Below are 26,448 nucleotides of genomic sequence, written 5' to 3' on the forward strand. Positions count from 1 at the left end.
TCCTTTGTACTCACCCTCTCGGGCTTTCCTCCGGGCGCTTCCCTTCGGTCTTGCGTTTCCGACTCTATCAGATCTTTCCGATCCGATTTCCTCGGCGCTTTCCAGGTTCCCGCTTCCGCGTTTCCCTTTCCGGCGGTTCCGACTTTATCAGAAGTTTCTGAGTCGGATTTCCCTCCCCGGCCGGGCATGCTCCCCGTGCCTGAGTTGGCGCGGGTGCCCCGTCGGGAGGAGTTGTAAACCTACTGGAGCGGGGCGCCTCGATGCAAATCGAGGCGCCCCGCTCCCAGTTGGCGTGAGCTCAGGCCCGACGGACCGTCAGACCTCCACCACCACAGGCAGGATCATCGGGCGGCGCCGGTAGTTGTCCGAGACCCACTTGCCCAGCGTGCGGCGCACGAGCTGCTGGAGCTGGTGGGGTTCGACCACGCCGTCCTGGGCGGAGCGTTCGAGTACCTCCGTGATCCTGGGGGCCACGTCAGCGAACGCGGAGTCGTCGATGCCGGAGCCCCTGGCCTGGATGTGCGGGCCGCCGGTGATCTTCCCGGTGGAGGAGTCGATGACCAGGAAGACCGAGATGATGCCCTCGTCGCCGAGGATCCTGCGGTCCTTGAGGGCCGGCTCGCCCACATCGCCGACCGAGAGGCCGTCGACGTACACGTAACCCGCCTGGACCTTGCCGGAGATCTTCGCCTTGCCCTCGACGAGGTCGACCGCGACGCCGTCCTCGGCGATGACGATGCGGTCGTGCGGGACGCCGGTCAGGGCGCCCAGCTCGGCGTTGGCCCGCAGGTGGCGCCATTCACCGTGCACCGGCATCAGGTTCTTCGGGCGGCAGATGTTGTAGAAGTACAGCAGCTCGCCCGCGGAGGCGTGGCCGGAGACGTGGACCTTGGCGTTGCCCTTGTGGACCACGTTGGCGCCCCAGCGGGTGAGGCCGTTGATCACGCGGTAGACCGCGTTCTCGTTGCCGGGGATCAGGGACGACGCCAGGATCACCGTGTCGCCCTGGACGATGCGGATCTGGTGGTCGCGGTTGGCCATGCGGGACAGGGCCGCCATCGGCTCGCCCTGGGAACCCGTGCAGACCAGGACCACCTCGCTGTCCGGGAGGTCGTCGAGCGTCTTGACGTCCACGACCAGGCCCGGCGGGACCTTCAGATAGCCCAGGTCCCGCGCGATGCCCATGTTGCGGACCATGGAGCGGCCGACGAAGGCGACGCGGCGGCCGTACTCGTGCGCCGCGTCCAGGATCTGCTGGATGCGGTGCACGTGGCTGGCGAAGCTCGCGACGATGATGCGCTTGCGGGCGCCGGCGAAGACCTGACGCAGGACGTTGGAGATCTCCCGCTCGGGCGGGACGAACCCCGGCACCTCGGCGTTCGTCGAGTCCGAGAGGAGGAGGTCGATGCCCTCCTCGCTCAGGCGGGCGAATGCGTGGAGGTCCGTGAGACGGCTGTCCAGCGGGAGCTGGTCCATCTTGAAGTCGCCGGTGTGGACCACCATGCCCGCGGGGGTGCGGATGGCCACGGCCAGCGCGTCCGGGATGGAGTGGTTGACCGCGATGAACTCGCAGTCGAAGGGGCCGATGCGCTCGCGGTGCCCCTCCGCCACCTCGAGGGTGTAGGGGCGGATGCGGTGCTCCTGGAGCTTGGCCTCGATGAGGGCGAGGGTCAGCTTGGAGCCGATCAGCGGGATGTCCGGCTTCTCGCGCAGGAGGAAGGGGACGCCGCCGATGTGGTCCTCGTGCCCGTGCGTGAGCACGATGCCCTCGATGTCGTCGAGGCGGTCCCTGATGGACGAGAAGTCCGGCAGGATCAGGTCGATTCCGGGCTGCTCCTCCTCGGGGAAGAGCACGCCGCAGTCGACGATCAGCAGGCGGCCGCCGAACTCGAAGACCGTCATGTTTCGGCCGATTTCGCCGAGGCCGCCGAGCGGGGTGACGCGCAGGCCGCCCTCGGGGAGCGGCGGGGGCGTGCGGAGTTCAGGATGCGGATGGCTCAAAAGACTCTCCTCAACCACGCACGCCACGTACCGGTGGGGCACGTGGCGCGCATGACGTTCGTGCAGAAGCAGTTGTCTGTGTGGGGTGCGGGCACCGGTGGCCCGCTTATTCAGTTGTGAAGCAGTTGCGCGGGGGTCCGCGCGAAGTCTGATGTCAGAGCTGTACCCCGCCGGCGGCAAGATCGATCTTGAGTTGCTCGATCTCGTCGGGCGCGCACTCGACCATGGGGGCACGCAGGGGCCCGCCGGGCAGTCCCTGCAGGGCGAGCGCCGCCTTGGTCGTCATCACGCCCTGGGTGCGGAACATACCCGTGTAGACGGCGAGCAGCTTCTGGTGGATCTCGGTGGCCTTCTGGACATCGCCCGAGGTGTACGCCTCGACCAGGGCACGCAGCTCGGGGGTGACGACGTGGCCGACGACCGAGACGAAGCCGACCGCGCCGACCGAGAGCAGGGGCAGGTTCAGCATGTCGTCGCCGGAGTACCAGGCGAGGCCGGAGCGGGCGATGGCCCAGCTGGCGCGGCCGAGGTCGCCCTTGGCGTCCTTGTTGGCGACGATCCGCGGGTGCTCGGCGAGGCGGACGAGCGTCTCGGTGTTGATGGGGACGCCGCTGCGGCCGGGGATGTCGTAGAGCATCACCGGAAGGCCGGTGGTGTCGGCGACGGCCGTGAAGTGCCGGTAGAGGCCCTCCTGCGGGGGCTTGTTGTAGTACGGGGTCACGACGAGCAGGCCGTGTGCGCCGACGCGCTCCGCCGCCCTGGCGAGTTCCATGCTGTGGTGGGTGTCGTTCGTGCCGACTCCGGCCACCACGTGGGCGCGGTCTCCGACCGCCTCCAGGACCGCCCGTACGAGATCCGCTTTCTCCGCGTCGCTGGTGGTCGGGGACTCGCCGGTGGTGCCGTTGATGACCAGGCCGTCGTTGCCTGCGTCCACCAGGTGGGCGGCGAGCCGCTGCGCGCCGTCGAGGTCGAGTGCGCCGTCCGCCGTGAAGGGCGTGACCATGGCGGTGAGGACCCGCCCGAAGGGGGTCTGCGGAGTCGAGGTCGGAGCCATGGGTTACACGCTACTCGTTGCTCAGGACCGGGTCTGCCCACGGGGCAGGCGACAAGTCGTGACAAAGGTGGAGCCCGGCACTGCCTGCTCGGGGGTTCAAGCAGTGCCGGACCCGTTTGATCAGGCTAGATGAACTTCTCTAAATGCCGCAATACGGACACTTCGCACGGCTGAACCGTACATCTGTACCTGACCGGGGGGCTGGAGGCGCGTTACGGCGCCACGCGACCGTTCGCATTGAAGGCGGCGTAGGTGAGCGGCATGAGCCGGGACCACTCGGCCTCCATCTTCTCGCCGACCATCTCGATCTCGCGCTGCGGGAAGGACGGGACCTTCGCCAGCTCGTGCTGGGTGCGCAGGCCGAGGAAGTGCATCAGCGAGCGGGCGTTGCAGGTGGCGTACATCGAGGAATACAGGCCGACCGGGAGGACCGAACGGGCTACCTCGCGGGCGACGCCGGCGGCGAGCATCTCCTGGTAGGCGTCGTACGCCTGCTGGTACGAGTCCTCCATGACGCGGCCGACCAGCTCCTGCTGGGCCTGGGTGCCCTCGACGAAGACGTACTTGCCCGGGCGGCCCTCCTGGACCAGCTTGCGGGACTCGTCGGGGACGTAGAAGACGGGCTGGAGCTCGCGGTAGCGGCCGCTCTCCTCGTTGTACGACCAGCCGACGCGGTGCCGCATGAACTCGCGGAAGACGAAGATCGGGGCGCTGATGAGGAAGGTCATCGAGTTGTGCTCGAAGGGGCTGCCGTGCCGGTCCCGCATCAGGTAGTTGATCAGGCCCTTGGAACGCTCGGGGTCCTTCTTCAACTCGTCGAGGGACTGCTCGCCGAGGGTCGAGACGCGGGCGGCGAAGAGGACGTCCGCGTCGGACGCGGTGTGCTTGACCAGCTCGACAGTGACGTCGCTGCGGTAGCTGGGCTTGAGGTCGTCGGCGGGGGTGTCGGTCACGGTTGGCAGGGCCTTCCCATCTCGTCGTGTGGCGACGCCACTCTACGGCCCGGTGAAATCAGTCCGATCGGTGGCGTGCCGCAATGAAGTCGGTGAAACAGGGCACCTCTGAGGGAGTTCGTTCGTCTCTACTGACGACAGTGATCCGTTCCACCCCCGAAGGAGAAGCACCCCTGATGTTCGGTCGGCGTGAACCCGTACCGTTTGCCTTCGTCGCCGAGGCCGACAGGTTCCGCAGCAATGTCACTCCCCCACCGCGCGAGCGGTCGTCCGTCGGTCAGATGGCCGGCCGTTGGCTGCTGGGGCTCACCCTCGTGGCGGGGCTCGTGGGGTCCCTGGTCATCGGGACGCCCGCGCTGTCGCCCGACAAGACGGCTGATCAGCCTCAGCAGTCGCAGGCGTCCGAGAGGCGCTGAATCGCACCGCACCGGCGGTGACTCCATCCGGCCCCCCGCCAGTGGTGACCGGGGACACAGATCGGTAGCCTCACCGGGCACAGCCCACGCATGGATCGAGTGAGGACCAGCCGTGCCCCTGCCCTTCCTGACGGCCGACCGCGTTTTCGAGGCGGCGGACGACGTTCCGTTGCCCTACGACGACCGTGACCGCTGGCGGCGGCCGTACCGGCCCGGACCGTGGCGTGTCGGGGTCGCGGCGCTCGCGCTGCTGCTCGCCTCGTTCGTGTTGTTCGCGGCCGTCATCATCGCCGCGACGGCCGAACCGGCCTCGGCCGCGGTGGTGTTCGGTCTCGCGCTGCTCGTCATCGCCGCGGCGCTGCGACTGCTGCGCATGGGCGTGTGGGTCAGCGCGCGCGGACTGCGGCACGTGGATTTCCTCACGACGCGTACGGCGTCCTGGGAGCAGGTCGTCTCCGTGCGTACGGTGCAGCAGCCGGTGCGCTGGCTGGGACTGCCCCGGACCGTGCAGGGCCAGGCGCTGCTGCTGGGAAGCCAGGGCCGGGAGGCTACCGGTCCGACGCCGCTGATGACGACGCACGACACGGACTTCCTGGGCCGCGCGGAGGCCTTCGACCGGGCGGCGGACTCGGTCGAGGCGTGGGCGGAGGAGTACGGCCCGCGCTGACGTCCTCGATCTCATGCCGGCGGGGCCGGACCGTTCGCACGGTCCGGCCCCGCCGGCATGAGTGGGGGTGATTCAGGCGGCTTCGGGCTGCTTGCCGTCGTGCAGGGCGATCGCGTGCTGCATCGCCTTGCGGGCGCGTGGGGTGTCGCGGGCGTCGTGGTAGGCGACGGCCAGACGGAACCAGGTGCGCCAGTCGTCGGGGGCGTCCTCCGTCTCGGCCTTGCGCTTGGCGAAGACCTCGTCGGCGGAGTCGCGGTCGATGCGCCCGCTGGGGGTACGCCGCAGTTCGTCGACGGGCAGGCCGCCCTCGGCGTCGAGTTCGGCGGCGAGTTGGCCGGCCTTGCGGGCGAACTGGGTGTTCTTCCACAGGAACCACAGGCCGATGACCGGCAGGATCAGCACGGCGACACCGAAGGTGACGGTGAGGGGCGTGCCGGTCTCGATGAGCAGGACGCCGCGGCTGCCGACCAGGACGAAGTAGACGACCAGGACGGCGGCCGTGAGGGCGTAGGTGAGCTTCGCGCGCATGACGGTCAGAGACTCAGTTCAGGTCCAGGAAGTGTTCCAGGCCGAACGTCAGGCCCGGGGTGCTCACCACGCGGCGGGCGCCGAGCAGGATGCCCGGCATGAAGCTGCTGTGGTGGAGCGAGTCGTGCCGCACGGTCAGGGTCTCGCCCTCGGCGCCGAGCAGGACCTCCTGGTGGGCGAGCAGGCCGCGCAGCCGGACCGCGTGGACCGGGACACCGTCGACGTCGGCGCCGCGGGCACCGTCGAGGGCGGTGGCCGTGGCGTCGGGGGCCGGGGCGGTGCCGGCGGCGCGGCGGGCCTCGGCGATGAGCTGGGCGGTGCGCGTGGCGGTGCCGGAGGGGGCGTCCACCTTGTTCGGGTGGTGCAGCTCGACGACCTCGACGGACTCGAAGTAGGGGGCGGCGAGCTGCGCGAACTTCATCGTGAGGACGGCCCCGATGGAGAAGTTCGGCGCGATGAGCACGCCCGTCCCGGGGGAGGCGGACAGCCAGCCGTTCAGCTGCGCGAGGCGCTCGTCGGTCCAGCCGGTGGTGCCGACGACGGCGTGGATGCCGTGGCCGACCAGGAACTCGAGGTTGGCCATGACCGAGTCGGGCGTGGTCAGTTCGACCGCGACCTGGGCGCCGGATTCGGTGAGTGTCTCCAGCTTGTCGCCCCGGCCGAGGGCGGCGACCAGTTCCATGTCTTCGGCGGCTTCGACGGCTCGTACGGCTTCCGAGCCGATCCGGCCCTTGGCGCCGAGGACCGCCACGCGCAGCTTGCTCATCTCTTGTGCTTCCTTCACCAGGGGTTTGTCAGGCGACGGCGTCGTGCAGGCGGGCCGCCTGTTTGTCCTTCAGCGGGCCGATGGCCGACAGGGAGGGCCGCCGTCCCAGGATCTCGCGGGCGACCTCGCGGACGTCGTCCGGGGTGACCGACGCTATCCGGGACAGCATGTCGTCGACGGACATCTGCTCGCCCCAGCACAGCTCGCTCTTGCCGATACGGTTCATCAGCGCGCCGGTGTCCTCCAGGCCGAGGACCGTGGACCCCTGGAGCTGGCCGATCGCACGTCCTATCTCGTCGTCCGAGAGGCCGTGCTCGGCGACCTGGTCGAGCTCGTCGCGGCAGATCTTCAGCACGTCGTGCACCTGCGACGGGCGGCAGCCCGCGTAGACGCCGAACAGACCGCAGTCGGCGAAGCCGGAGGTGTACGAGTACACGCTGTAGGCCAGGCCGCGCTTCTCGCGGACCTCCTGGAAGAGGCGGGAGGACATGCCGCCGCCGAGGGCGGTGTTCAGCACGCCCAGGGCCCAGCGCCGCTCGTCCGTGCGGGACAGGCCCGGCATGCCGAGCACGATGTGCGCCTGCTCGGTCTTGCGGTCGGTCAGCTCGACGCGGCCCGCGGTGCGCAGGGCGCGCGTGCCGCTGCGCGGGGCGACCGGGTCGGCCGCGAGGTCCTTGAAGGCACCGGCCTTCTCGAAGGCGGCGCGGACCTGCCGGACGACCTTGGCGTGGTCGACGTTGCCGGCGCAGGCGACGACCAGGTGGGTCGGGTCGTAGTGCTTCTTGTAGAAGCGGCGGATGCGGTCGGCGGTGAGGGCGTTGACCGTGTCGACCGTGCCGAGGACCGGGCGGCCGAGGGGGTTGTCGCCGAACATCGTGTGCGCGAACAGGTCGTGCACGCAGTCGCCCGGGTCGTCCTCGGTCATGGCGATCTCTTCGAGGATGGCGCCCCGCTCGACGTTGACGTCCTCTTCGAGGATGAGGGAGCCCGTCAGCATGTCGCAGACGACGTCGATGGCCAGCGGCAGGTCGGTGTCGAGCACACGTGCGTAGTAGCACGTGTACTCCTTCGCCGTGAACGCGTTCATCTCGCCGCCGACCGCGTCGAGGGCGGAGGAGATGTCCAGGGCGGACCTGCGGCTGGTGCCCTTGAAGAGCAGGTGCTCCAGGTAGTGGGTGGCGCCGTTCAGCGCGGGGGTCTCGTCGCGGGAGCCGACGTGCGCCCAGATGCCGAAGGTGGCGGAGCGGACCGAGGGCAGGGTCTCGGTGACGATGCGCAAGCCACCGGGGAGGGTGGTCTTGCGGACCGTGCCGATGCCGTTCCGGCCCTCGATGAGGGTTTGGGTACGGGCGACGGCCCGCGCCTCCGAAGAGGTGCGGGCCGTCGCCTTGGAGCCGTGGGACGTCACTGCTCGGCGTCGTCCTTCTTGTCGTCGGAGCCTTCCTCGCCCTCGATCACGGGGATCAGGGAGAGCTTGCCGCGGGAGTCGATCTCGGCGATCTCGACCTGGACCTTGGCGCCCACACCGAGGACGTCCTCGACGTTCTCCACGCGCTTGCCGCCGGCCAGCTTGCGGATCTGCGAGATGTGCAGCAGACCGTCCTTGCCCGGGAGCAGCGACACGAACGCGCCGAAGGTGGTGGTCTTCACGACCGTACCCAGGTAGCGCTCGCCGACCTCCGGCATGGTCGGGTTGGCGATGCCGTTGATCGTGGTGCGGGCGGCCTCGGCGGACGGTCCGTCGACCGCGCCGATGTAGATCGTGCCGTCGTCCTCGATCGTGATGTCGGCGCCGGTGTCCTCCTGGATCTGGTTGATCATCTTGCCCTTGGGGCCGATGACCTCGCCGATCTTGTCCACGGGGATCTTAACGGTGATGATCCGCGGGGCGTTCGGGGACATCTCGTCCGGCGTGTCGATCGCTTCCATCATCACGTCGAGGATGTGGAGGCGGGCGTCACGGGCCTGCTTGAGGGCCGCGGCCAGGACGGAGGCCGGGATGCCGTCCAGCTTGGTGTCGAGCTGGAGGGCGGTCACGAACTCCTTCGTGCCGGCGACCTTGAAGTCCATGTCACCGAACGCGTCCTCCGCACCGAGGATGTCGGTGAGGGTGACGTAGTGCGTCTCGCCCTCGATCTCCTGGGAGATGAGGCCCATGGCGATACCGGCGACGGGGGCCTTCAGCGGCACACCGGCGTTCAGCAGCGACATGGTAGAGGCGCAGACCGAGCCCATGGACGTCGAGCCGTTGGAGCTCAGCGCCTCGGAGACCTGGCGGATCGCGTAGGGGAACTCCTCGCGCGTCGGCAGGACCGGCACGAGGGCGCGCTCGGCGAGGGCGCCGTGGCCGATCTCGCGGCGCTTCGGGGAGCCGACGCGGCCGGTCTCGCCGGTGGAGTACGGCGGGAAGTTGTAGTTGTGCATGTAGCGCTTGCGGGTCACCGGGGAGAGGGTGTCCAGCTGCTGCTCCATGCGGAGCATGTTCAGGGTGGTGACGCCCAGGATCTGGGTCTCGCCACGCTCGAACACGGCGGAGCCGTGGACCCGCGGGATGGCCTCGACCTCGGCGGCCAGGGTGCGGATGTCGGTGACACCGCGGCCGTCGATGCGCTTCTTCTCCTTGATGACGCGCTCACGGACCAGGGTCTTGGTCAGCGAGCGGTACGCGGCGGAGATCTCCTTCTCGCGGCCCTCGAACTCCGGGAGGAGCTTCTCGGCGGCGAGCGCCTTGACGCGGTCCAGCTCGGACTCGCGCTCCTGCTTGCCGGCGATGGTCAGCGCGGAGGCGAGCTCCGGCTTGACGGCGGCGGTGAGGGCCTCGAGAACGTCGTCCTGGTAGTCCAGGAAGATCGGGAACTCGCCGGTCGGCTTGGCGGCCTTGGAGGCGAGGTCCGACTGGGCCTTGCAGAGCACCTTGATGAAGGGCTTCGCGGCGTCCAGACCGGCCGCGACGACCTCCTCGGTCGGCGCCTCGGAGCCGCCCTCGACCAGCTTGATGGTCTTCTCGGTGGCCTCGGCCTCGACCATCATGATCGCGACGTCGCCGTCCTCCAGGACGCGGCCCGCGACGACCATGTCGAAGACGGCGTCCTCGAGCTCGGTGTGCGTCGGGAAGGCCACCCACTGGCCGCGGATCAGCGCGACGCGGACGCCGCCGATCGGGCCGGAGAAGGGCAGGCCGGCCAGCTGCGTGGACGCGGACGCGGCGTTGATCGCGACGACGTCGTACAGGTGGTCGGGGTTGAGCGCCATGATCGTGGCGACGACCTGGATCTCGTTGCGCAGGCCCTTCTTGAAGGACGGGCGCAGCGGGCGGTCGATCAGGCGGCAGGTGAGGATGGCGTCCTCGGAGGGACGGCCCTCACGGCGGAAGAAGCTGCCGGGGATCTTGCCGGCGGCGTACATCCGCTCCTCGACGTCCACCGTGAGGGGGAAGAAGTCGAGCTGGTCCTTGGGGTTCTTGGAGGCGGTGGTGGCCGACAGCACCATGGTGTCGTCGTCCAGGTACGCCACGGCGGAGCCGGCGGCCTGCTTGGCCAGGCGGCCCGTCTCGAAGCGGATGGTGCGGGTACCGAAGGCGCCATTGTCGATGACGGCCTCGGCGTAGTGGGTCTCGTTCTCCACTAGCGTTTTCTCCTCGTCCTCGTCTCCCACTGCCCGTGTGGCAGGGAGACGGTTGCGGAGAAGCGCGCCGTGCTGTGCGGGCCGGTCTTCGATCGAAGCACCCGGGGTTCGCTTCTCCCGGGGGCCACTACCGAGGACCGGCGGCGGCTAGGTGCGCCTCTCCTCGTCTTGTCGTGCTGTGTCGTCCATATTGCGTTGTGCTACCACACTACAAAGCAGTGGTGACACTCCGCACGTACAGCAAAGGGAGCGGTCCCCTTTCCTTCGGGAACCGCTCCCCTCACGGCGTCTTACTTGGCGCCCGCCGCACCGCGGCGGATGCCGAGGCGGTCGACCAGCGCGCGGAAGCGCTGGATGTCCTTCTTCGCCAGGTACTGGAGAAGGCGGCGACGCTGACCCACGAGGATCAGCAGACCACGGCGGGAGTGGTGGTCGTGCTTGTGGGTCTTGAGGTGCTCGGTCAGGTCCGAGATGCGGCGCGAGAGCATGGCGACCTGGACCTCGGGGGAGCCGGTGTCGCCCTCCTTCTGGCCGAACTCGGTGATGATCTGCTTCTTCGTAGCGGCGTCGAGCGGCACGCGTACTCCTCGTAGTCTGTGATGGCCACCGAGTGCCCCCGGTCTGTGTCTCGGGGGAGCTTCCATGACTCGGAAGGCGGGGATCCGCTGGGCGCGGCCTCCAGAGCGGTGAGCTCCGGGGGTGCGTACACAAACGGCCGTCGACCAGGGTACCAGGCGGCCGGGGGCCTCTTTGCCCTGGTCCCCGAACCTCCCGGCCGGAGCGGAGGGGGCCACTAGGGTGAGCAGATTCGGATCGTTGGTACGTCGGGAATTCGTACGTCGGGAAGGGGTCGCTGCGGCATGGCGGAGACGGCTGAGGAGATCAAGGCACGCAAGGAGCGGGAGCGGGACGAGCTCTACGCCCTCGACATCTCCGGTGTCGAGTGGCACAGCGCGCCGGGCACCGAGGGGCACGAGGAGCGGGTCGAGATCGCCTACCTGCCCGAGGGGGCCGTGGCGATGCGGTCGTCGCTCGACCCGGACACGGTGCTGCGCTACACGGAGGCGGAGTGGCGGGCGTTCGTGCTGGGGGCGCGGGACGGGGAGTTCGATCTTGAGCCGGGGGCGCACAGCGGGGGGCTCGAAGCCGGCCGGTAGGTGTCGTGGGTGGACGACGAGGGGTGAGCCGGTGAACGGCCGCCCCTCTTCGTATGTCTCCTGCGCCTCAAGGCGACTGCTTCCTCATGGCCCCAAGACGGCTGCGAGACAAGGTGGTTCACGGTTCTTCACGCTTATCGCCCTGTTTGTTCACCAAAGTGCGTGCCGTATACGTCACTTCCGAGCACCTTCTGGGCAGGTTGTGACGCGACGGACAGTTGCTCGGGGGTGGACGGGCCTGCCGGGGCGGGGCTTGTGGTGATTAGGCTGGGACGGGGCGCGCCGTCAGAACCCGTGGTAGGCGTCGGCGTCCCAGGGGGAAGGGCGGGGGAGCCTGTGGAGCGGACGACCTCGGACGACCTCGATACGCCTCAAACGACTTCGCACGACGTCGGACGACAAGCAAGGGTCGCCCCAGCACGGCATGAGGGTGCTCGACCACACCAGGAGGAACACTGTGAGCAGCGATCGGGACGGGATCCGCGGGGGCTGGGCGACACCCGGCGATGACCAGCCCGACGCGGAGTCCGCAGCGGAGATGACGGGCGAGTTCACCATCGACTACGCGCCGCCCGCCTGGTACACGCAGAACGCCTCGGGGAGCTCGGGGCAGGGGGCGGGGGCGTCCGAGGACTCCAGTGCTTCGGGGGCTCCTGGGAGTTCCGGGCCGGGGGCTTCTGGCACGCCCGCGAGGCCCGGAGCCAATGGGGCTACCGGGATGCCCGGTGGTTCCGGAGCTCCTGGGGCTAACGGGGCGCCCGGGATGCCGAAGGGGCCGGTGCCGCCGCTGCCCGGACTCACTCCGCCGCCGCATGCCAATCCTTCCGGTGGGCCTTCGTCCCTTCCGACGTCCCTGCCGGGGCAGGGCTCCGCACCGGCTCCGGCGCCCGGGGCGCCTTTCACTCCTCCCGCGCCTGCGCCCGCTCCGGGCGCTCCGTTCACGCCCCCCGCGCCCGCGCCGGGTACGCCCTTCACGCCGCCGGCGCCGCCCGCGCCTTCGTCGGGGGGCCCCTCGGCTGTGCCCAGGCTTCCGATGGGGAGTGGGTTCGAGCCGCAGGGGTCGCAGCCGGAGGGCCGGCCTCAGGGGCAGACCGAGGCGCCCGAGGGTGGCGCGGCCTCTCCTACGGCTGTGCCGAACATCCCCGTCGGCGGGTATCAGTCGCCGTGGACGCCGCCGGCTCCGCCGGAGGCACCGGCCGCTCACGAGGCTCCGGCGACTCCGGCCGCTGCTCCGGAGGCTCCGGCCACTCCCGAGGCTCCGGCCGCCGTCGCTTCCGGCGATGCCGCGGAGCCGGAGAGCGGCGATCTGGAGAGCGGCGCCACCATGCGTTTCTCCGCCGTCGCCCTGAAGCGGGAGATCGAGGAGCGTGCCGCTGCGGAGGCGGCTTCCGCGCCCGAGGCACCCGAAGCCACCGAGACGGAGGACGCCGACGGGGCCGGTGGCGGTGCTCGTGCCGATGACGCGGAGGACGACGGCCCCGGTGTCGAGGCTGACGACTCCGCTGCGGTTTCGGAGTACGCGCTGGACGCGGACGCCTTCACCGACGTGCCGCCGGTCGAGGAGGCCGAGCCGGAGGCCACCCGGCCGGAAGCCGAGGACGTGGCACCCGAGGTCCTAGACCCGCAGGTCGCAGCGCCCGAGGACACCGAGACCGAGGACACCAAGACCCAGGACGCCGGGCCGGAGGACGCCGCGCCCGAGGACGCCGAGTCCAAGGACACCGAGGCCGACGACGCCGAGGCTGGGCATCAACAGCCCGAGGACGCACAGCCCGAGGACGTCCGGCCTGACTCTGACGAGCCTGAAGACGCGGTGCCGGCCAGGGCCGAGCACGAGCGCGAGGAGTCGGTGGCGCCTGCCGCCGAGCCGGCCGACGCGCCTCCCGCCGACGGCGTGCCCGCGCAGAACGAGCCGGAGGGCGCCGTACCGGCCGTACCGGCCTCGCCCGATGCCCCGCAGAGCACACCGTCCGACTCCACTCCCCCGCCCCCGCAGGGCGTGCCGCCGCTGCCGCCGTCGTACCAGCCGGCCGCTCCGGCCCCGGCGAGCGAGTGGCCCGCCCCGCCGCAGCAGCCGCAGGCGCAGCCCTCGGACGCAACCGCGCCCGCTCAGCCGCAGCCGACGGCCGCCCACGGGCAGCCTCCGGTGCCGCCGCAGCCCTACGTGCCGGCACAGCAGCCGCCGTTCCAGCCGCAGGCGCCGCAGCCCGCGCCTGCAGCGTGGAACCAGCAGCCCGCACCGACGCCGCCCAACCAGCCGCCCGCCCAGCCCGTACCGCAGCCCGGCGGCTACGGCTTCCCGCACCCTGGAGCTCAGCCCCCGGCCGCGCCCACCCCCCAGGGCGGCTACGGCTTCCCCCACCCCGGCGCCCCGGCACCGGCCGCGCAGCCCCCGGCCCAGCAGCCGGACAGCCCGGCCGCGCCGCACGCGCAGGGCGGCTACGGCTTCCCGCAGCAGGGCGCCCCCGCCCCGGCGGCCCAGCAGCCTCCGGCCCAGCACCCCGGCACGCCGCCCGCCCCCGCGCCGACCCCGCAGGACGGCTACGGCTTCCCCCAGCCGGGCGCGCCCGCCCCCCAGGGCGGCTACGGCTTCCCGAACCCCGGCGTTCCCCACGCCCAAGGCGGCTACGGCTTCCCCCAGCCGCCCGCTCAGCAGCCCCAGCCCCAGCCCCAGCCCGGCGTACCCCCGCAGGCACAGCCGCAGCCCGGGGCCCAGCCTCCGCACGCCGGGCAGCACGAGCAGCAGCCGGGTCAGCCCGGGCAGCCGCACCCCGGTCAGCCCCAGCAGCCCGTGGACCCCCGTACCGGTGCCGCCTGGCCGCAGCCCATGCAGCACGACCAGCGGCAGCCGACCAACCCCGGGGCCGCGCCGCTCGGTTACACCGCCGCCGTGGAGCTGTCGTCCGACCGGCTGCTCAACAGCAAGAAGCAGAAGGCGAAGAGCAGCCGTCCGGCGGCCGGTGGCGGTCGGTTCAAGATCGGCGGCAAGAAGGAGGAGGCCGAGCGGCAGCGCAAGCTCGACCTGATCCGCACGCCCGTGCTGTCCTGCTACCGGATCGCGGTGATCAGCCTCAAGGGCGGTGTCGGCAAGACGACCACGACCACCGCGCTCGGCTCGACGCTCGCCACCGAGCGGCAGGACAAGATCCTCGCGATCGACGCCAACCCGGACGCGGGCACCCTCGGGCGCCGCGTGCGGCGGGAGACCGGGGCCACCATCCGTGACCTGGTCCAGGCGATCCCGTACCTCAACTCGTACATGGACATCCGGCGGTTCACGTCCCAGGCGCCCTCCGGCCTGGAGATCATCGCCAACGACGTCGACCCGGCCGTGTCCACGACCTTCAACGACGAGGACTACCGGCGCGCGATCGACGTGCTGGGCAAGCAGTACCCGGTGATCCTCACCGACTCCGGTACCGGTCTGCTCTACAGCGCCATGCGCGGTGTGCTGGACCTCGCCGACCAGCTCATCATCATCTCGACGCCGTCCGTGGACGGTGCGAGCAGTGCGAGCACGACGCTGGACTGGCTGTCCGCGCACGGGTACGCCGACCTCGTCTCGCGGTCCATCACCGTCATCTCCGGGGTCCGCGAGACCGGCAAGATGATCAAGGTCGAGGACATCGTGACGCACTTCGAGACGCGCTGCCGTGGCGTCGTCGTCGTGCCCTTCGACGAGCACCTCGCCGCCGGTGCCGAGGTCGACCTCGACATGATGCGGCCGAAGGTGCGGGAGGCGTACTTCAACCTCACGGCGATGGTCGCCGAGGACTTCATCCGCCACCAGCAGGCGCACGGCCTGTGGACGTCCGACGGCAACCCGCCGCCGGTCGCGGCCCCGCCGATGCCCGGCCAGGCCATGCCGGGTCAGCCCTACGCCCAGCCGGGCCAGCCTCCGTACCCCGGGCAGCAGCAGCCGGCACCCGGTCAGCAGGTCCCCGGCCAGCCGGGCCCGTACCCGCAGCAGCCGCAGCCGCAGCCCGACCAGCCGTACGCCCAGCCCGGACAGCCGTATCCGCAGCCCGGCCAGCCCTATGCCCAGCCGGGCCAGCCGCCGGCCCAGCCCGGTCAGCCGTACCCGCAGGCGGCCGGCCAGCCGTCCTACCTGCAGCCGGGACAGCCGGGGCAGCAGCCCGGCCAGCCGCCGGCCCAGCCCGGGCAGCCGTACCCCCAGCCGGGCCAGCCCCCGGCCGCTCCCCCGCAGCCGGGCTACGGCTACCCCCAGCCGGGGCAGCCCGGCTACCCGGCCCAGCCCGACGGGCAGACCCCGCCGCCCCCGCCTCCGACGCAGTAATCGCCTCACCCGATCGGCCCCTTTCGAGGGGCCGATCCCCGCCCGGCCCGCGCCGTTCCGACTCGGCGCGGGCCTCGGCGCGTTCAGGGGCGAATTCCGTTGCCAGGCCCTGGCCAGGAGCGCGTCAGTGGTCTCGACCAATGGGTGCGAAAAGCTCGCCAATTCGTTATTTCCGCAGGCCACAAGGGGTGAACGCGCCGTTGACGGGTGGAGACGGCCGCTGGTACACACACATCACGCATCTGACAGCTGATCAACCCGTCCTTCCCGTCCGAGTGATGACGCGAGGTCCGACCATGGGCACGAACGATCAGAAACGCAGCCTCCCGCGCGGCCTCAGGCTCATCGCCCTGGCCGGGGCGGCCGCGCTCACCCTCACCGCCGGTCTCGCGACGCCGCTCGATCCGGCGCCCCAGCAGGCCCGGGCGGCCGACGACGGCAAGAAGGTGCTGACCGTCGCGGTGGCGCAGAGCGTGGACTCGCTCAGCCCGTTCCTGGCGGTCCGGCTGCTCAGCACGAGCATCCACCGGCTCATGTACGAGTACCTGACCAACTACGACCCCAAGGACAACCACGCCATCGCGGGCCTGGCCACCAAGTGGGAGCCGTCGCCGGACAAGCTCACCTGGACCTACACGATCCGCGACAACTCCAAGTGGTCGGACGGGCAGCAGGCCACCGCCGAGGACGCGGCCTGGACGTTCAACAAGATGATGACCGACACCGGCGCAGCCACGGCGAACGGCAGCTACGTCGGGAACTTCCGGAAGGTGACGGCCCCGAGCCCCACCAAGCTGGTCATCGAGCTGAAGAAGCCGCAGGCCACGATGGCCGCGCTGGACGTGCCGATCGTGCCGAAGCACGTGTGGGAGAAGGTCTCGGACTTCTCCGAGTTCAACAACGACAAGAGCTTCCCCGTCGTGGGGAACGGACCGTTCGTACTGAGCGGCTACAAGGCCGACAGCTACGTCCGGCTCAAGGCCAACAAGAGCTTCTGGCGCGGGTCGCCGAAGTTCGACGAGCTGGTCTTCCGCTACTACAAGGACCAGGACGCGGCCGTCTCGGCGCTGCGCAAGGGCGAGGTGTCCTTCGTCGCCGGGTCCCCGTCCCTGACGCCCGCTCAGGCGGAGTCCCTGAAGGGCGCGGACGACATCCAGGTCAACGACGCCCCCGGCCGCCGCTTCTACGCCCTCGCCACCAACCCGGGCGCCAAGGCCAAGAACGGCAAGAAGTTCGGCGACGGCCACCCCTCCCTGCTGGACCAGCGAGTGCGCAACGCGCTGTTCCGGGCCGTCGACCGCGAGGCCATCATCGACAAGGTGTTCCGGGGCCACGCCGTCGAGGGCGAGGGCTACATCCCGCCGCGCTTCCAGGACTACTTCTGGAAGCCCTCAGCGAGTCAGAAGCTGGCGTACGACCCGGCCGAGGCGGCCCGGCTGCTCGACCGGGCGGGGTACAAGAAGAACGGCGACGGCAAACGGGTCGGCAAGGACGGCAAGCCGATCACCTACCGCGTGCTGTGCCACGCCACCGACCCGAACGACAAGGCGGTCGGCAAGTACCTCCAGGAGTGGTGGGGCAAGCTCGGCATCGGCGTCCAGCTCAACTGCCTGGACAACGTGACCGACCCGTGGCTGGCCGGCAAGTACGACCTGGCGTTCGACGGCTGGTCGGTCAACCCCGACCCGGACTTCGTGCTCTCCATCCACACCTGCGGGGCCCTTCCGGCGACCCCCGAGGAGACGGGCGCGACGGACAACTTCATCTGCGACAAGAAGTACGACGAGCTCTACGCCAAGCAGCTCACCGAGTACGACCCCGCCAAACGGGCGGACATCGTCAAGCAGATGGAGTCGCGGCTGTACGACCTCGGGTACATGAACGTCATGGCGTATCCGAACGCGGTCGAGGCCTTCCGGACGGACCAGATCAAGTCGATCACGACCATGCCGGCGAAGGCGGGCAACATCTACGGCCAGGACGGCTACTGGAGCTGGTGGTCGGCGGTCCCGGCGGACTCCGGCGGGTCGTCGGACAACGCGTCGTCGACAGGGGTCGTGGTCGCGATCGTCGCCGGTGTCGTCGTCCTCGCCGGGCTCGGCGGTTTCGCTGCCATGCGGCGGCGGGCCACCGCCGAGGAACGCGAATAGGGCGGCGAGCGGGTACTCATGACCGCTGACGCGACCCCCGCGCTGGTCGAGGACAGGCAACGGGCGGCCGGGCCGCGGGTACGCAAGAGCTCCGCGTACCCGCGGTACCTGGCGGGCAAGGTGGCCGGTGCCGCCGTATCGCTGCTGGCCGTGCTCGTGACCAGTTTCTTCCTCTTCCGGCTGATCCCCGGCGACCCGGTGAAGACCATGACGGGCGGCCGTCAGGTGTCGGCGGAGCAGTTGGCTGCCTACCGCGAGGAGTTCGGGCTGGACCTGCCGCTGTGGCGGCAGTTCACGGACTACTGCGGCAAGGCGCTCACGGGCGACTTCGGGACGTCGTACCAGTTCCGCGCCCCCGTCGTCGACAAGATCACCGAGGCGCTGCCGAACACCCTGCTGCTCACCGGGACCGCCTTCGTCCTCTACACGGCGCTGGGCGTCCTCCTCGGCACCCGGTCGGCGTGGCGGCACGGCAAGCTCGGCGACCGTCTCAACACGGGCCTCGCGCTGACGCTGTACTCCATCCCGTCCTTCTGGCTGGGGCTGCTGCTGATCATCGTGCTGTCGGTCGGCATCGGCCCGCTGCCCGGCATGTTCCCGACCGGCGGCATGGAGTCGGGCGGCGAGGAGGGCTTCGCGTACGTCCTCGACGTGGCGCACCATCTGGTGCTGCCGGTGGTGACGCTGGTGGCCGTGGAGTACGGGCAGACGCTGCTGGTCACACGGTCGGCGCTGCTGGACGAGATGGGCAGCGACTATCTGACGACCGCGCGGGCCAAGGGGCTGCGCGACGACCTCGTACGCCGCCGGCACGCCGTGCCGAACGCGCTGCTGCCGACCGTGACGCTGATCTTCATCAACCTCGGCCGGACGGTGGCGGGCGTGATCCTGGTGGAGACGGTGTTCTCCTGGCCGGGGCTCGGCGGGCTGTTCTACCAGGCGCTGAGCGTGCCCGATCTGCCGCTCGTGCAGGGGCTGTTCTTCGTGTTCGCCGCCGCGGTGATCCTGATGAACACCCTCGCCGACCTGGTCTATCCGCTGCTGGACCCCCGGGTGGCCCGATGACGACGACCGAGACCGCCCCTGGCCCGCGCGCCCTCGCCCGGCAGCGGCGCCGGGCCTCCGTCGCCCGCTTCTGGCGGCAGTACCGCTCCGAACGGGCCGGGTTGTACGGCCTGACCGCGCTCTCGCTGTGCGCGCTGCTGGCGCTGTTCGCACCGCTGTTCGTCGGCTCCGACGTGAGCAGTGTGACTCAGGCGCCGGGGCGTCCGATGCAGAGCCCGAGCGCCGAGTTCCCGCTCGGCACCGACCAGTTCGGGCGGGACCTGCTGGGCCTGGTGATCTGGGGCTCGCGGGTGTCGCTGCTGGTCGGGCTGCTGGCCGCCGTGCTGTCGGTCGCGATCGGCACTCTGATCGGGGTGACGGCGGGGCACTTCAAGGGCTGGTACGCGACGGTGATGATGCGGATCACCGACTGGTTCCTGGTCATGCCGACGCTGGTGCTGGCGATCGCCCTGGCGACCGTGATGTCCCGCTCGCTGACCACGACCGTCGTCGCGATCGGCGTGACCACCTGGCCGACCACGGCCCGGCTGGTGCGTGCGCAGACCCTCGCCGTGGAGACGCGGCCGTACATCGAGCGGGCGCAGGCGCTCGGCGGCGGCCACTGGCACATCATGTCCCGGCACGTCCTGCCCAATGTGATGCCGCTGGTGCTGGCCCAGACGACCCTGATCATCTCCTCGGCCATCCTCGCGGAGGCGACGCTCGCCTTCCTGGGCCTCGGCGACCCCACGGTGGTGTCGTGGGGCGGGCTGCTCCAGGACGCGCGCGAGGCGGGCGCGGTCAGTGCCGGGGACTGGTGGTACCTGGTGCCGCCGGGCATCGCCATCGCCGTGGTGGCGCTGGCGTTCACGTTGTGCGGGCGGGCCGTGGAGTCCGTCCTCAACCCCAGGCTGGGGGTGTCGCGTTGAGTCTGCTCGACGTCAGGAACCTGACCGTGACGTACGCGGGCGGGGCGGCCGCCGTGCGCGGGGTGGATCTGCGTCTGGAGGCGGGGCAGAAGCTCGGCGTCGCCGGGGAGTCCGGCTGCGGCAAGTCCACGCTGGCCCTGGCCCTGCTGCGGCTGCTGCCGGCGGGCGCGCGGACCACCGGGGAGGTGCTCCTCGACGGCGAGGACGTGCTGACCATGAAGTGGGGCCGCGTCCGCGCGGTCCGCTGGGCCGGGGCCTCCATCGTCTTCCAGGGCGCGATGCACTCCCTCAACGCCGTGCACCGCATCGGCGACCAGATCGCCGAGCCGATCCTGCTGCACAGGAAGGCGACCGCGGCCGGGGCGAAGAGGAAGACGGGCGAGCTGCTGGAGCAGGTCGGCCTGCCGGCGGCCCGCGCGGACGCCTACCCGCACGAACTGTCCGGCGGCCAGCGCCAGCGCGTCATGATCGCCATGGCCCTGGCCTGCGACCCGCGACTGATCATCGCTGACGAGCCGACGACCGCGCTCGACGTGATGATCCAGGCCCAGATCCTCCGGCTCATCGAGCAGCTCGTCGCGGACCAGGACCTCGGTCTGATCATGATCAGCCACGACCTGGCGGTCCTCGCCGACACCTGTGACCGGCTCGCGGTGATGTACGCGGGCCGGGTGGTCGAGGAGGGCCCCGCCCAGCAGGTGTACGAGGACGCCCGGCACCCGTACGCCCGGGCCCTGTCGGCCGCGTTCCCGCGCATCGGCGACCCGGCGTCCCGGTTCGCCCCGCAGGGGCTGGCGGGCGACCCCCCGGACCCGGCCGCGTTGCCGTCCGGGTGCACGTTCCATCCGCGCTGCCCGGTGGCGCTGCCGTCATGCGCCGAGGACGACCCGGTGCTGCGGGCGGCGGGGCCGGAGCGACGGGCTGCGTGTGTGCTGGTCGGGCCCCCGGAAGCGGGAGCGGAAGCCGGTGAAGAGCGGCCGGCCGGGGAACCGGGGGCCCTGGAGGAAGCGAGGCCCAGCACGCCATGACCACGTCCCCCACGGCCCCCGAGGTCACCACGGCCCCTCTGCTGAGCGCCCAGGGCCTCCACGTCACGTTCCCCGGCCGGCACGGCGGCCCCCGGGCCCGCGCGGTGGACGGCGTCGACCTCGACATCCGCCCCGGCGAGATCGTCGCGCTGGTCGGCGAGTCCGGCTGCGGCAAGACGACCCTGGCCCGCAGCCTGCTCGGTCTGGTCGAGCCGACGGCGGGCCGGGTCACCTTCGACGGCCGCCCGCTGGACTACTCCGGCCGGTCCCTCAAGGCCTACCGCAAACGCGTCCAGCTGGTCCTCCAGGACCCCAGCGGCTCGCTCAACCCCCGGCACACGGTGTACGACGCGGTCGCCGAGGGCCTGCGCATCCACGGCTACGGCGGCGACGAGCGCACGGCGGTCGCCGAGGCCCTGTCCCGGGCCGGCCTGCGCCCTCCGGAGCGCTTCTTCCTGCGCTACCCGCACGAACTGTCCGGTGGGCAGCGCCAGCGGGTCGTCATCGCCGGCGCGCTCGTCCTGGAACCCGAACTCCTCGTCGCCGACGAGCCGGTGGCGTCCCTCGACGCCTCGGTACGCGGCGAGATCCTCGCCCTGTTGCTACGGCTGCGCACCGAACTGGGCCTGTCCGCGCTGGTGGTCACGCACGACCTGGGCCTGGCGTGGAACATCGCGGACCGGGTCGCCGTGATGTACCTGGGCCGGATCGTGGAGACGGGCGCGGTGGAGCAGGTGCTGACGGCACCGCGGCATCCCTACACGCAGGCGCTGCTGTCCGTGCTCCCGGAGGCTCCCGGCGCCCCGGTGATCCTCACAGGCGAGCCCCCCGACCCGTCACGCGTCCCGCCCGGCTGCCGCTTCCACGCCCGTTGTCAGATCCTGGCCGGTGGTGAGGCGGAGGCAGCGGGGGTGGCGGACGCGTGCAGGGGCCAGGACTTGGCGGTGCTGAGCGGGGGCGGGGAATCGCAGGTCGCTTGTCACTGGGCGGTTTCGCAGCTCCCCTAGGGGCGCGGGGAACTGCGCGACAAGCCACCGCACACCCGCAGACGGCCCACGAGCGAACTACGCAGCCCCCTCGGCCGCCACCAACTCCCTGCACTTCTCGACGTCCTGCCCCATCTGAACCAACAGCGCATCCAACGTGTCGAACTTCGCCTGCCCCCGCACGAACGCCAGGAAGTCGACCCCGACATGCAGCCCGTACAGATCGAGCCCCACCCGGTCGATGGCGTACGCCTCCACCGTGCGCTCGGTCCCCTCGAACTGCGGGTTCGTCCCCACGGAGATCGCGGCCGGCATCACCTCACCCTGGGCGTGCAGCCAGCCGGCGTACACACCGTCGGCCGGGATGGCCGTGTGCGGCAGCGTCTCGACGTTGGCGGTCGGGAAGCCCAGTTCGCGCCCGCGCTGGGCACCCCGGACGACGACGCCCTCCACCCGGTGCGGACGCCCCAGGATCTCCGCCGCGCCCTCGACATCGCCCTCGGCGACCAGACGCCGGGTCAGCGTGGAGGAGAACGGCTCGCCGCCGCCCGCCTCACCGGTCACGTACAGGTCGACGACCTCGACCTCGAAGTCGTAGGTCTTGCCCTGCGTGGACAGGAACTCCACGTTGCCGGCGGCCTTGTGGCCGAAGCGGAAGTTGGGGCCCTCGACGACCGCCTTGGCGTGCAGCTTGTCGACCAGGACCTTGGCGACGAAGTCGGCCGGGGACAGCTTCGAGAACTCGGTCGTGAAGGGCAGGATGAGCACCGCGTCCACGCCCAGGCCGGCCATGAGTTCGGCGCGGCGGTGGTGCGGGGCGAGCAGCGGCGGGTGGCTGCCGGGGCGGACGACCTCACTGGGGTGCGGGTCGAAGGTGACGACGACGGCGGGCACGCCCAGCTCCCGGGCGCGGTCCACGGCATGCCGGATGATCAGCTGGTGTCCGCGGTGCACTCCGTCGTAGGAGCCGATGGTGACGACGCTGCGCCCCCAGTCCTGGGGGATGTCCTCCAAGCCACGCCAGCGCTGCACTGTGCCTGCTCCTTGTCGAAAGCTCGTCGAACCCGTGTCCGGTCGGTTGTTCGTAGTTGCCTCGTGCGCAGGTCTAAGGGTGCCATGCCGGGTGCCTCCTGCCCGCATCGGCATGGGGGCTGTGACAGGGCGCACGGCACCGCACTGCGGCCCGGCGCCCGGGGGGCCGGTCACGCGGGGACGCCCGCGTCCGCCAGGTTCTCGATCATCCGGTGGGAACTGGGCCCGACGAGCGCCGCCCACTCCTCGGGCGCGTCGGTCAGCCAGGCGGCCACGCGAGCGGCGAAGCCGGGCACGTGCCGGCCCAGGTCGACCAGGGCTCGGTCGAAGCGGGTGGCGCCCTCGGGGGTGCGGGCGAGGAGCAGTCCGATGCGGTGGACGAGGTCGCGCAGGTCGTCGCCGCCGTTGCGCGCGGCGGCGTGCAGCAGCGCGTCCAGGACGTCGGTGTCGTGCTCGCGGGCGAGGAGCGCGTCGCGCAGTTCACGGCGCAGCGGGCGTGAGGCGGGGATGCCGGGCGGGGTGAGGACGGCGGCGAGGGCGCAGCGCAGCCGCACCGGTCCGTCCTCCAGCAGGCCGGTGACCAGCGGCAGGAGCACGGGCCGGGCGGAGGGGCCCCGGTCGAGCCGCTGGTCCGCGTATGCGGCCACCTGCCCGGCGAGTTCCGGCCGCAGCCGGGCCGCCCGGCACACCAGCGCGGCGATCCGCCGGGCCAGGCCGGGCGGGGTGGCGTCGGCGAGTGCCCGCAGCGCCTCTTCCGCGTCCGGCCGCTCCAGCCGGGCCGCGAAGGCCCCGAGGACCGGCTCGGGGTCGGTCAGGAGGGCCCCGGCCAGTGCGTCCGGCGAGAACTGCGGGTCGCCCGCCGCGAAGTACTCCAGTGCCCGCGGGAGGTAGCGGGCCCGGGTGTGGGGGTCCTGGACGAGGAGGGCGAGTGCGCCGCCGTGCAGGGCGCGGTCGGCCGGGCGGGCGAGCAGGGTGAGGGCCGCGTAGCGCAGGAGGGCGCGGTCGCCTCCGGTGCTCACGTGCGGTGCGACGCGCAGTCCCTGCGCCACCGCGGCGCCGCGCCGCGGTGGCCGCTCGTCGCGTGCCCACCGGTCGACGGCCCGGCACACCGCCGACGGCTCCTCCTCGGCCAGCACGGCGAGCAGTTCGTCGGCCCGCCGGTGCGCGCGGTCGACGAGCACGTCCGTCAGCTCGTCCAGGGCACCGTGGCGGTGGGTGTGCAGCAGCGCCTGCGCGGCCGTGGCCACGGTCGCGTGCGGGGTGGCGGGCAGCGGCTGCTCGTCGTCGAACCAGCGGGCGAGCTGCGGTTGCACGGCGGTGGGGTCGGCGGCGAGGAGTCCGGCTACGGCGTCCAGGAAGCGGGGCCCGGCCTCGCACGGCGGACCGTCGGCGTGGACCAGCCGCCGCAGCAGTGCGCAACGCGCCTCCTCGGGCAGTCGTAGGCCGGTCCAGAAGGCGGGCCCGACCTCCTCCGGCACGGGCCGCTCCAGCCGCCGCCAGGCCACGATCCGGTCGGCGAGCAGGCGCAGCACCTCCACGTACGGCGCCGCGTCGGGTACGGACGACAAGGTCCCGGCGAGCAGCCGGGCGGCCCACCAGGACCGTGGATCGGTGTCCAGGGCGTTCACGAGGTCCGCCAGGCGGGAGGCCAGTCGGCCGGCGCCGTGCTGGCGGGCGAGGCACAGCAGGGCCTGGACGACCGGCCCGATGCGGTGGTGCGGCACGGGGTCGGGCTGCGCGTCCGCACCGCGGTGGACGAGGGCGTGCAGGGCCTCGTCGAGGTCGAGATGCGTGCCCTGGAGCCAGTCGGCGAGCCCCTCGTGCGCGAAGCGGTAGCCGGGTCCGGCGGGCACGAGCAGGCCCTCGGCGAGCACGGCCGACGCCCATCCCGAGCAGCCGCCGAGCCGTGCCGGGGCGGGCCCCGACGGGAACACCGTCTCGAACGCCTCCCGGTCCAGGTCCCCCGGCCCCGGGCCGAGGCTGCGCCGGGCGGCCTCGTGCACCTGCCCGGCGACTGTGGCGGCGAGCCGGCGTACGGCCGTGCCGTGCAGGCCGTTGCCGGCGGCCAGCCGGGTGGCGATGCGCAGGGACATCAGGTCCAGGTAGGCGGAGAAGACGTCGTTCCGGTCGACCGGGGCCCCTTCCGGGGGCGCGGAGACGGCCGCCCGGACCTCGGCGAGCAGACCGAGGACGAGGGGGTGCCGGGCGTCGGCCGGGAGGAGGGCGCGATCGGGGATGCCGTGGCTCCGGCGCGCCTTTCGGGCCTCGTCCTCGGTGAGGTCGCCGAGACGCACGCACGGCTCGGCGGCGAAGGAGGCGGTCTCCCAGTACTCCGCCCGGCACGCCACCACCAGCCGGGTTCCCGCTTCCCGCAGCCACCGCGTGGTTCCGTCCGCCCAGTCGGCCATCCGGCGGGCCAGGGCCGGTGGCATCTCCTCGGGGCCGTCGACCAGGAGCAGCAGGGGGCGGCCCAGGGAGCGGGCGAGGTGGGCGAGGCGCTCGGGCGTGATGTCGCCGAGGCCGGCGCGAGCGGAGGCGGCCGGCACGGCGGGGGCGGCACGATCGAGCGCCCGGCGTGCCGCGTCCGCCACCGACGCGTCGTCGTCCCGCAGTTCGCAGCCGCGCAGCCACAGCGTGGGCAGCCCGGCTCGCCGCCGCCGCGCGGCGAGCGCCGCGAGTTCCGTCGTACGACCGCTGCCCGGTGGCCCGACGAGGCCGAGCACGGTCGCCGGGCCTCCCGTGAACGCGGTGAACTCGGCTGCCACGGCCGTCCGTTCGACCGGGGGCGGGGCACCCGGGGCGTCGGGCGGGCCCTCCAGCGCCATCGAGGCGCCGGTCAGCTCCAGCACCCCGGCCAGATTGAGGTCCGCGCCGTACGCGGGGACGGTCGCCGCGTTCTCGGCGAGCAGCGCGGCCAGCGGCCCCGCCGCCCCGGGGGTCCGGGCTCGCAGCGGTACGGCGAACCCGACGTCGCGGTGGTCGGAGCTGAGCGCGGTGCCGAGGACTCCGACGACGGCGCCGGTCCCGGCGTCGAGCACGGGCCCGCCGGCCGCTCCGCCGCCCAGCCGCAGCGCGTCGCGCCCTGCCGTGCCGACCGCCAGCTCCAGCGCGTCGTCGAGGCGGTGGAAGCGGTCCGTGGCCGCGTACGTCACCGAGGCCGAGCCCAGCACTCGCGCCTCGCGCCAGCCGCCGGCGGCGATCCGCACATAGGCGCCGGTCCCGGCCCCGTCCCGCACGGTGACGGGCAGCGGCGGCACACCGAGTCCCTCGGTCCGTACGAGGGCCAGGTCCAGGGCGGGCAGCGGGGTGACCGCGTCGGCGGATACGACCCGGCGGCGGTCCCCGGCGCCGTGCAGGACGAGCCGGGGCAGGCCGTCGACGGCCTCGTGGCTGGTGATCAGCGTGCCGTGGTGGTCGGCCAGGAAGCCGGTGCCGCGCGGGCGGCCGGCCGGATCGTGGATACGGACGAGGGCGTCGTCCGGGATCGCCCCGTCCTCGTGCCCTGCTGTTCCGGGGAGGTCCGGAGAGCCTTGTGGGCTGTCGTCCGTCTCCCGGGACCGGTTCCGCGACGCCATCGTCGAGCCTCCCCGCCGTACACCCGTGCCCTTGTGTTCGACAGTAGGGGCGGGATGATCAGCGGGACAGATCGCTCTGCGAAAGCGCCCCCTTCCGCTCCCCCGGTTCACTCCGAGCGCCCGCACGGACGGGTGAAGGAACGGGGGTGGCTGGATAACCCTAGGGGTGGGGGAACCGAGGGGGGACCGTGGAGCGGCGGCAGTGGAGGTACCCCGTGGCCGCCGCTCCACGGGCGGACAC

General features: G+C 71.8%; 19 protein-coding genes. 9 read left to right on the forward strand and 10 right to left on the reverse strand.

Annotated features, from left to right (window positions below; genetic code table 11):
- Positions 1–315 precede the first annotated feature (315 nt).
- From AB0G20_RS33390 to thyX, 3 genes are all read right to left on the reverse strand, one after another.
- The gene (locus AB0G20_RS33390) at positions 316–2,001 is read right to left on the reverse strand and encodes a ribonuclease J (RefSeq protein ID WP_361308924.1); all 1,686 of its coding nucleotides are present in this window, start codon (positions 1,999–2,001) and stop codon (positions 316–318) included.
- A 154-nt stretch (positions 2,002–2,155) separates the two neighbouring features.
- On the reverse strand, positions 2,156–3,055 hold the full coding sequence (dapA, locus tag AB0G20_RS33395; RefSeq protein WP_361308926.1) for a 4-hydroxy-tetrahydrodipicolinate synthase: 900 nt from the start codon (positions 3,053–3,055) through the stop codon (positions 2,156–2,158).
- Positions 3,056–3,267: 212 nt separating this feature from the next.
- On the reverse strand, positions 3,268–4,008 hold the full coding sequence (thyX, locus tag AB0G20_RS33400; RefSeq protein ID WP_361308929.1) for an FAD-dependent thymidylate synthase: 741 nt from the start codon (positions 4,006–4,008) through the stop codon (positions 3,268–3,270).
- A gap of 176 nt (positions 4,009–4,184) precedes the next feature.
- Here thyX and AB0G20_RS33405 point away from each other — a divergent pair, with 176 nt between their 5' ends.
- Positions 4,185–4,424, forward strand: a complete 240-nt coding sequence (locus AB0G20_RS33405) for a hypothetical protein (protein WP_361308932.1) — start codon at positions 4,185–4,187, stop codon at positions 4,422–4,424.
- Between the two features lie 112 nt (positions 4,425–4,536).
- Entirely contained in the window at positions 4,537–5,091 is a 555-nt protein-coding gene (locus AB0G20_RS33410; protein WP_361308935.1) for a hypothetical protein, read from the forward strand.
- Positions 5,092–5,163: 72 nt separating this feature from the next.
- Here the strand turns inward: AB0G20_RS33410 and AB0G20_RS33415 are convergent, their stop codons facing one another.
- The 5 genes from AB0G20_RS33415 to rpsO form a co-directional block, all read right to left on the reverse strand.
- Entirely contained in the window at positions 5,164–5,619 is a 456-nt protein-coding gene (locus AB0G20_RS33415; protein ID WP_361308937.1) for a hypothetical protein, read from the reverse strand.
- Between the two features lie 13 nt (positions 5,620–5,632).
- Positions 5,633–6,385 carry a 4-hydroxy-tetrahydrodipicolinate reductase gene (gene dapB, locus AB0G20_RS33420; RefSeq protein ID WP_248511795.1) on the reverse strand — a complete coding sequence of 251 codons (753 nt, stop codon included), beginning with the start codon at positions 6,383–6,385 and terminating at the stop codon, positions 5,633–5,635.
- Positions 6,386–6,413: 28 nt separating this feature from the next.
- Entirely contained in the window at positions 6,414–7,793 is a 1,380-nt protein-coding gene (locus AB0G20_RS33425; RefSeq protein ID WP_361308940.1) for a pitrilysin family protein, read from the reverse strand.
- The gene (locus AB0G20_RS33430; protein WP_361308943.1) at positions 7,790–10,009 is read right to left on the reverse strand and encodes a polyribonucleotide nucleotidyltransferase; all 2,220 of its coding nucleotides are present in this window, start codon (positions 10,007–10,009) and stop codon (positions 7,790–7,792) included. Before AB0G20_RS33430 ends, AB0G20_RS33425 begins: the two co-directional genes overlap by 4 nt.
- Before the next feature lie 290 nt (positions 10,010–10,299).
- A complete protein-coding gene (gene rpsO / locus AB0G20_RS33435) occupies positions 10,300–10,587 on the reverse strand; it encodes a 30S ribosomal protein S15 (RefSeq protein WP_003993372.1) in 288 nt (95 codons plus the stop codon).
- Positions 10,588–10,869: 282 nt separating this feature from the next.
- Between rpsO and AB0G20_RS33440 the strand changes: the two genes are divergently transcribed.
- From AB0G20_RS33440 to AB0G20_RS33470, 7 genes are all read left to right on the forward strand, one after another.
- Entirely contained in the window at positions 10,870–11,166 is a 297-nt protein-coding gene (locus AB0G20_RS33440) for a DUF397 domain-containing protein (protein WP_361308946.1), read from the forward strand.
- Positions 11,167–11,623: 457 nt separating this feature from the next.
- Positions 11,624–15,463, forward strand: coding sequence for an SCO5717 family growth-regulating ATPase (locus AB0G20_RS33445; protein WP_361308949.1), 3,840 nt, complete (start codon positions 11,624–11,626; stop codon positions 15,461–15,463).
- Between the two features lie 296 nt (positions 15,464–15,759).
- Positions 15,760–17,613 (forward strand): ABC transporter substrate-binding protein, encoded by a 1,854-nt coding sequence (locus AB0G20_RS33450; protein ID WP_361308951.1) that lies wholly within the window; start codon positions 15,760–15,762, stop codon positions 17,611–17,613.
- Positions 17,614–17,631: 18 nt separating this feature from the next.
- On the forward strand, positions 17,632–18,678 hold the full coding sequence (locus tag AB0G20_RS33455; RefSeq protein WP_361308954.1) for an ABC transporter permease: 1,047 nt from the start codon (positions 17,632–17,634) through the stop codon (positions 18,676–18,678).
- Positions 18,675–19,586, forward strand: coding sequence for an ABC transporter permease (locus tag AB0G20_RS33460; RefSeq protein ID WP_184850580.1), 912 nt, complete (start codon positions 18,675–18,677; stop codon positions 19,584–19,586). Before AB0G20_RS33455 ends, AB0G20_RS33460 begins: the two co-directional genes overlap by 4 nt.
- The gene (locus tag AB0G20_RS33465; RefSeq protein WP_361308957.1) at positions 19,583–20,614 is read left to right on the forward strand and encodes an ABC transporter ATP-binding protein; all 1,032 of its coding nucleotides are present in this window, start codon (positions 19,583–19,585) and stop codon (positions 20,612–20,614) included. The genes AB0G20_RS33460 and AB0G20_RS33465 overlap by 4 nt, the downstream gene beginning before the upstream one ends.
- Positions 20,611–21,621, forward strand: coding sequence for an ABC transporter ATP-binding protein (locus tag AB0G20_RS33470; protein ID WP_361308960.1), 1,011 nt, complete (start codon positions 20,611–20,613; stop codon positions 21,619–21,621). Before AB0G20_RS33465 ends, AB0G20_RS33470 begins: the two co-directional genes overlap by 4 nt.
- Positions 21,622–21,678: 57 nt before the next feature.
- On the opposite strand, the gene AB0G20_RS33475 is transcribed toward AB0G20_RS33470, so the two are convergent.
- Together AB0G20_RS33475 and AB0G20_RS33480 are read right to left on the reverse strand one after the other, a co-directional pair.
- Positions 21,679–22,632 carry a bifunctional riboflavin kinase/FAD synthetase gene (locus AB0G20_RS33475; protein ID WP_361308962.1) on the reverse strand — a complete coding sequence of 318 codons (954 nt, stop codon included), beginning with the start codon at positions 22,630–22,632 and terminating at the stop codon, positions 21,679–21,681.
- 170 nt (positions 22,633–22,802) lie between these two features.
- Positions 22,803–26,207: a trypsin-like peptidase domain-containing protein gene (locus AB0G20_RS33480; protein ID WP_361308964.1), complete on the reverse strand. Its 3,405-nt coding sequence runs from the start codon at positions 26,205–26,207 to the stop codon at positions 22,803–22,805.
- Between the last annotated feature and the right edge of the window lie 241 nt (positions 26,208–26,448).

The organism is Streptomyces sp. NPDC024017, assembly GCF_040638895.1.
GTDB lineage: Bacteria > Actinomycetota > Actinomycetes > Streptomycetales > Streptomycetaceae > Streptomyces.

What these genes read in the sequence shown, in the direction of transcription:
- dapA (WP_361308926.1), bottom strand. Translation starts at nt 3,055, where the DNA reads ATGGCTCCGACCTCGACTCCGCAGACCCCCTTCGGGCGGGTCCTCACC.
- AB0G20_RS33405 (WP_361308932.1), top strand. Translation starts at nt 4,185, where the DNA reads ATGTTCGGTCGGCGTGAACCCGTACCGTTTGCCTTCGTCGCCGAGGCC.
- AB0G20_RS33415 (WP_361308937.1), bottom strand. Translation starts at nt 5,619, where the DNA reads ATGCGCGCGAAGCTCACCTACGCCCTCACGGCCGCCGTCCTGGTCGTC.
- dapB (WP_248511795.1), bottom strand. Translation starts at nt 6,385, where the DNA reads ATGAGCAAGCTGCGCGTGGCGGTCCTCGGCGCCAAGGGCCGGATCGGC.
- AB0G20_RS33440 (WP_361308946.1), top strand. Translation starts at nt 10,870, where the DNA reads ATGGCGGAGACGGCTGAGGAGATCAAGGCACGCAAGGAGCGGGAGCGG.
- AB0G20_RS33450 (WP_361308951.1), top strand. Translation starts at nt 15,760, where the DNA reads ATGGGCACGAACGATCAGAAACGCAGCCTCCCGCGCGGCCTCAGGCTC.
- AB0G20_RS33455 (WP_361308954.1), top strand. Translation starts at nt 17,632, where the DNA reads ATGACCGCTGACGCGACCCCCGCGCTGGTCGAGGACAGGCAACGGGCG.
- AB0G20_RS33460 (WP_184850580.1), top strand. Translation starts at nt 18,675, where the DNA reads ATGACGACGACCGAGACCGCCCCTGGCCCGCGCGCCCTCGCCCGGCAG.
- AB0G20_RS33470 (WP_361308960.1), top strand. Translation starts at nt 20,611, where the DNA reads ATGACCACGTCCCCCACGGCCCCCGAGGTCACCACGGCCCCTCTGCTG.
- AB0G20_RS33480 (WP_361308964.1), bottom strand. Translation starts at nt 26,207, where the DNA reads ATGGCGTCGCGGAACCGGTCCCGGGAGACGGACGACAGCCCACAAGGC.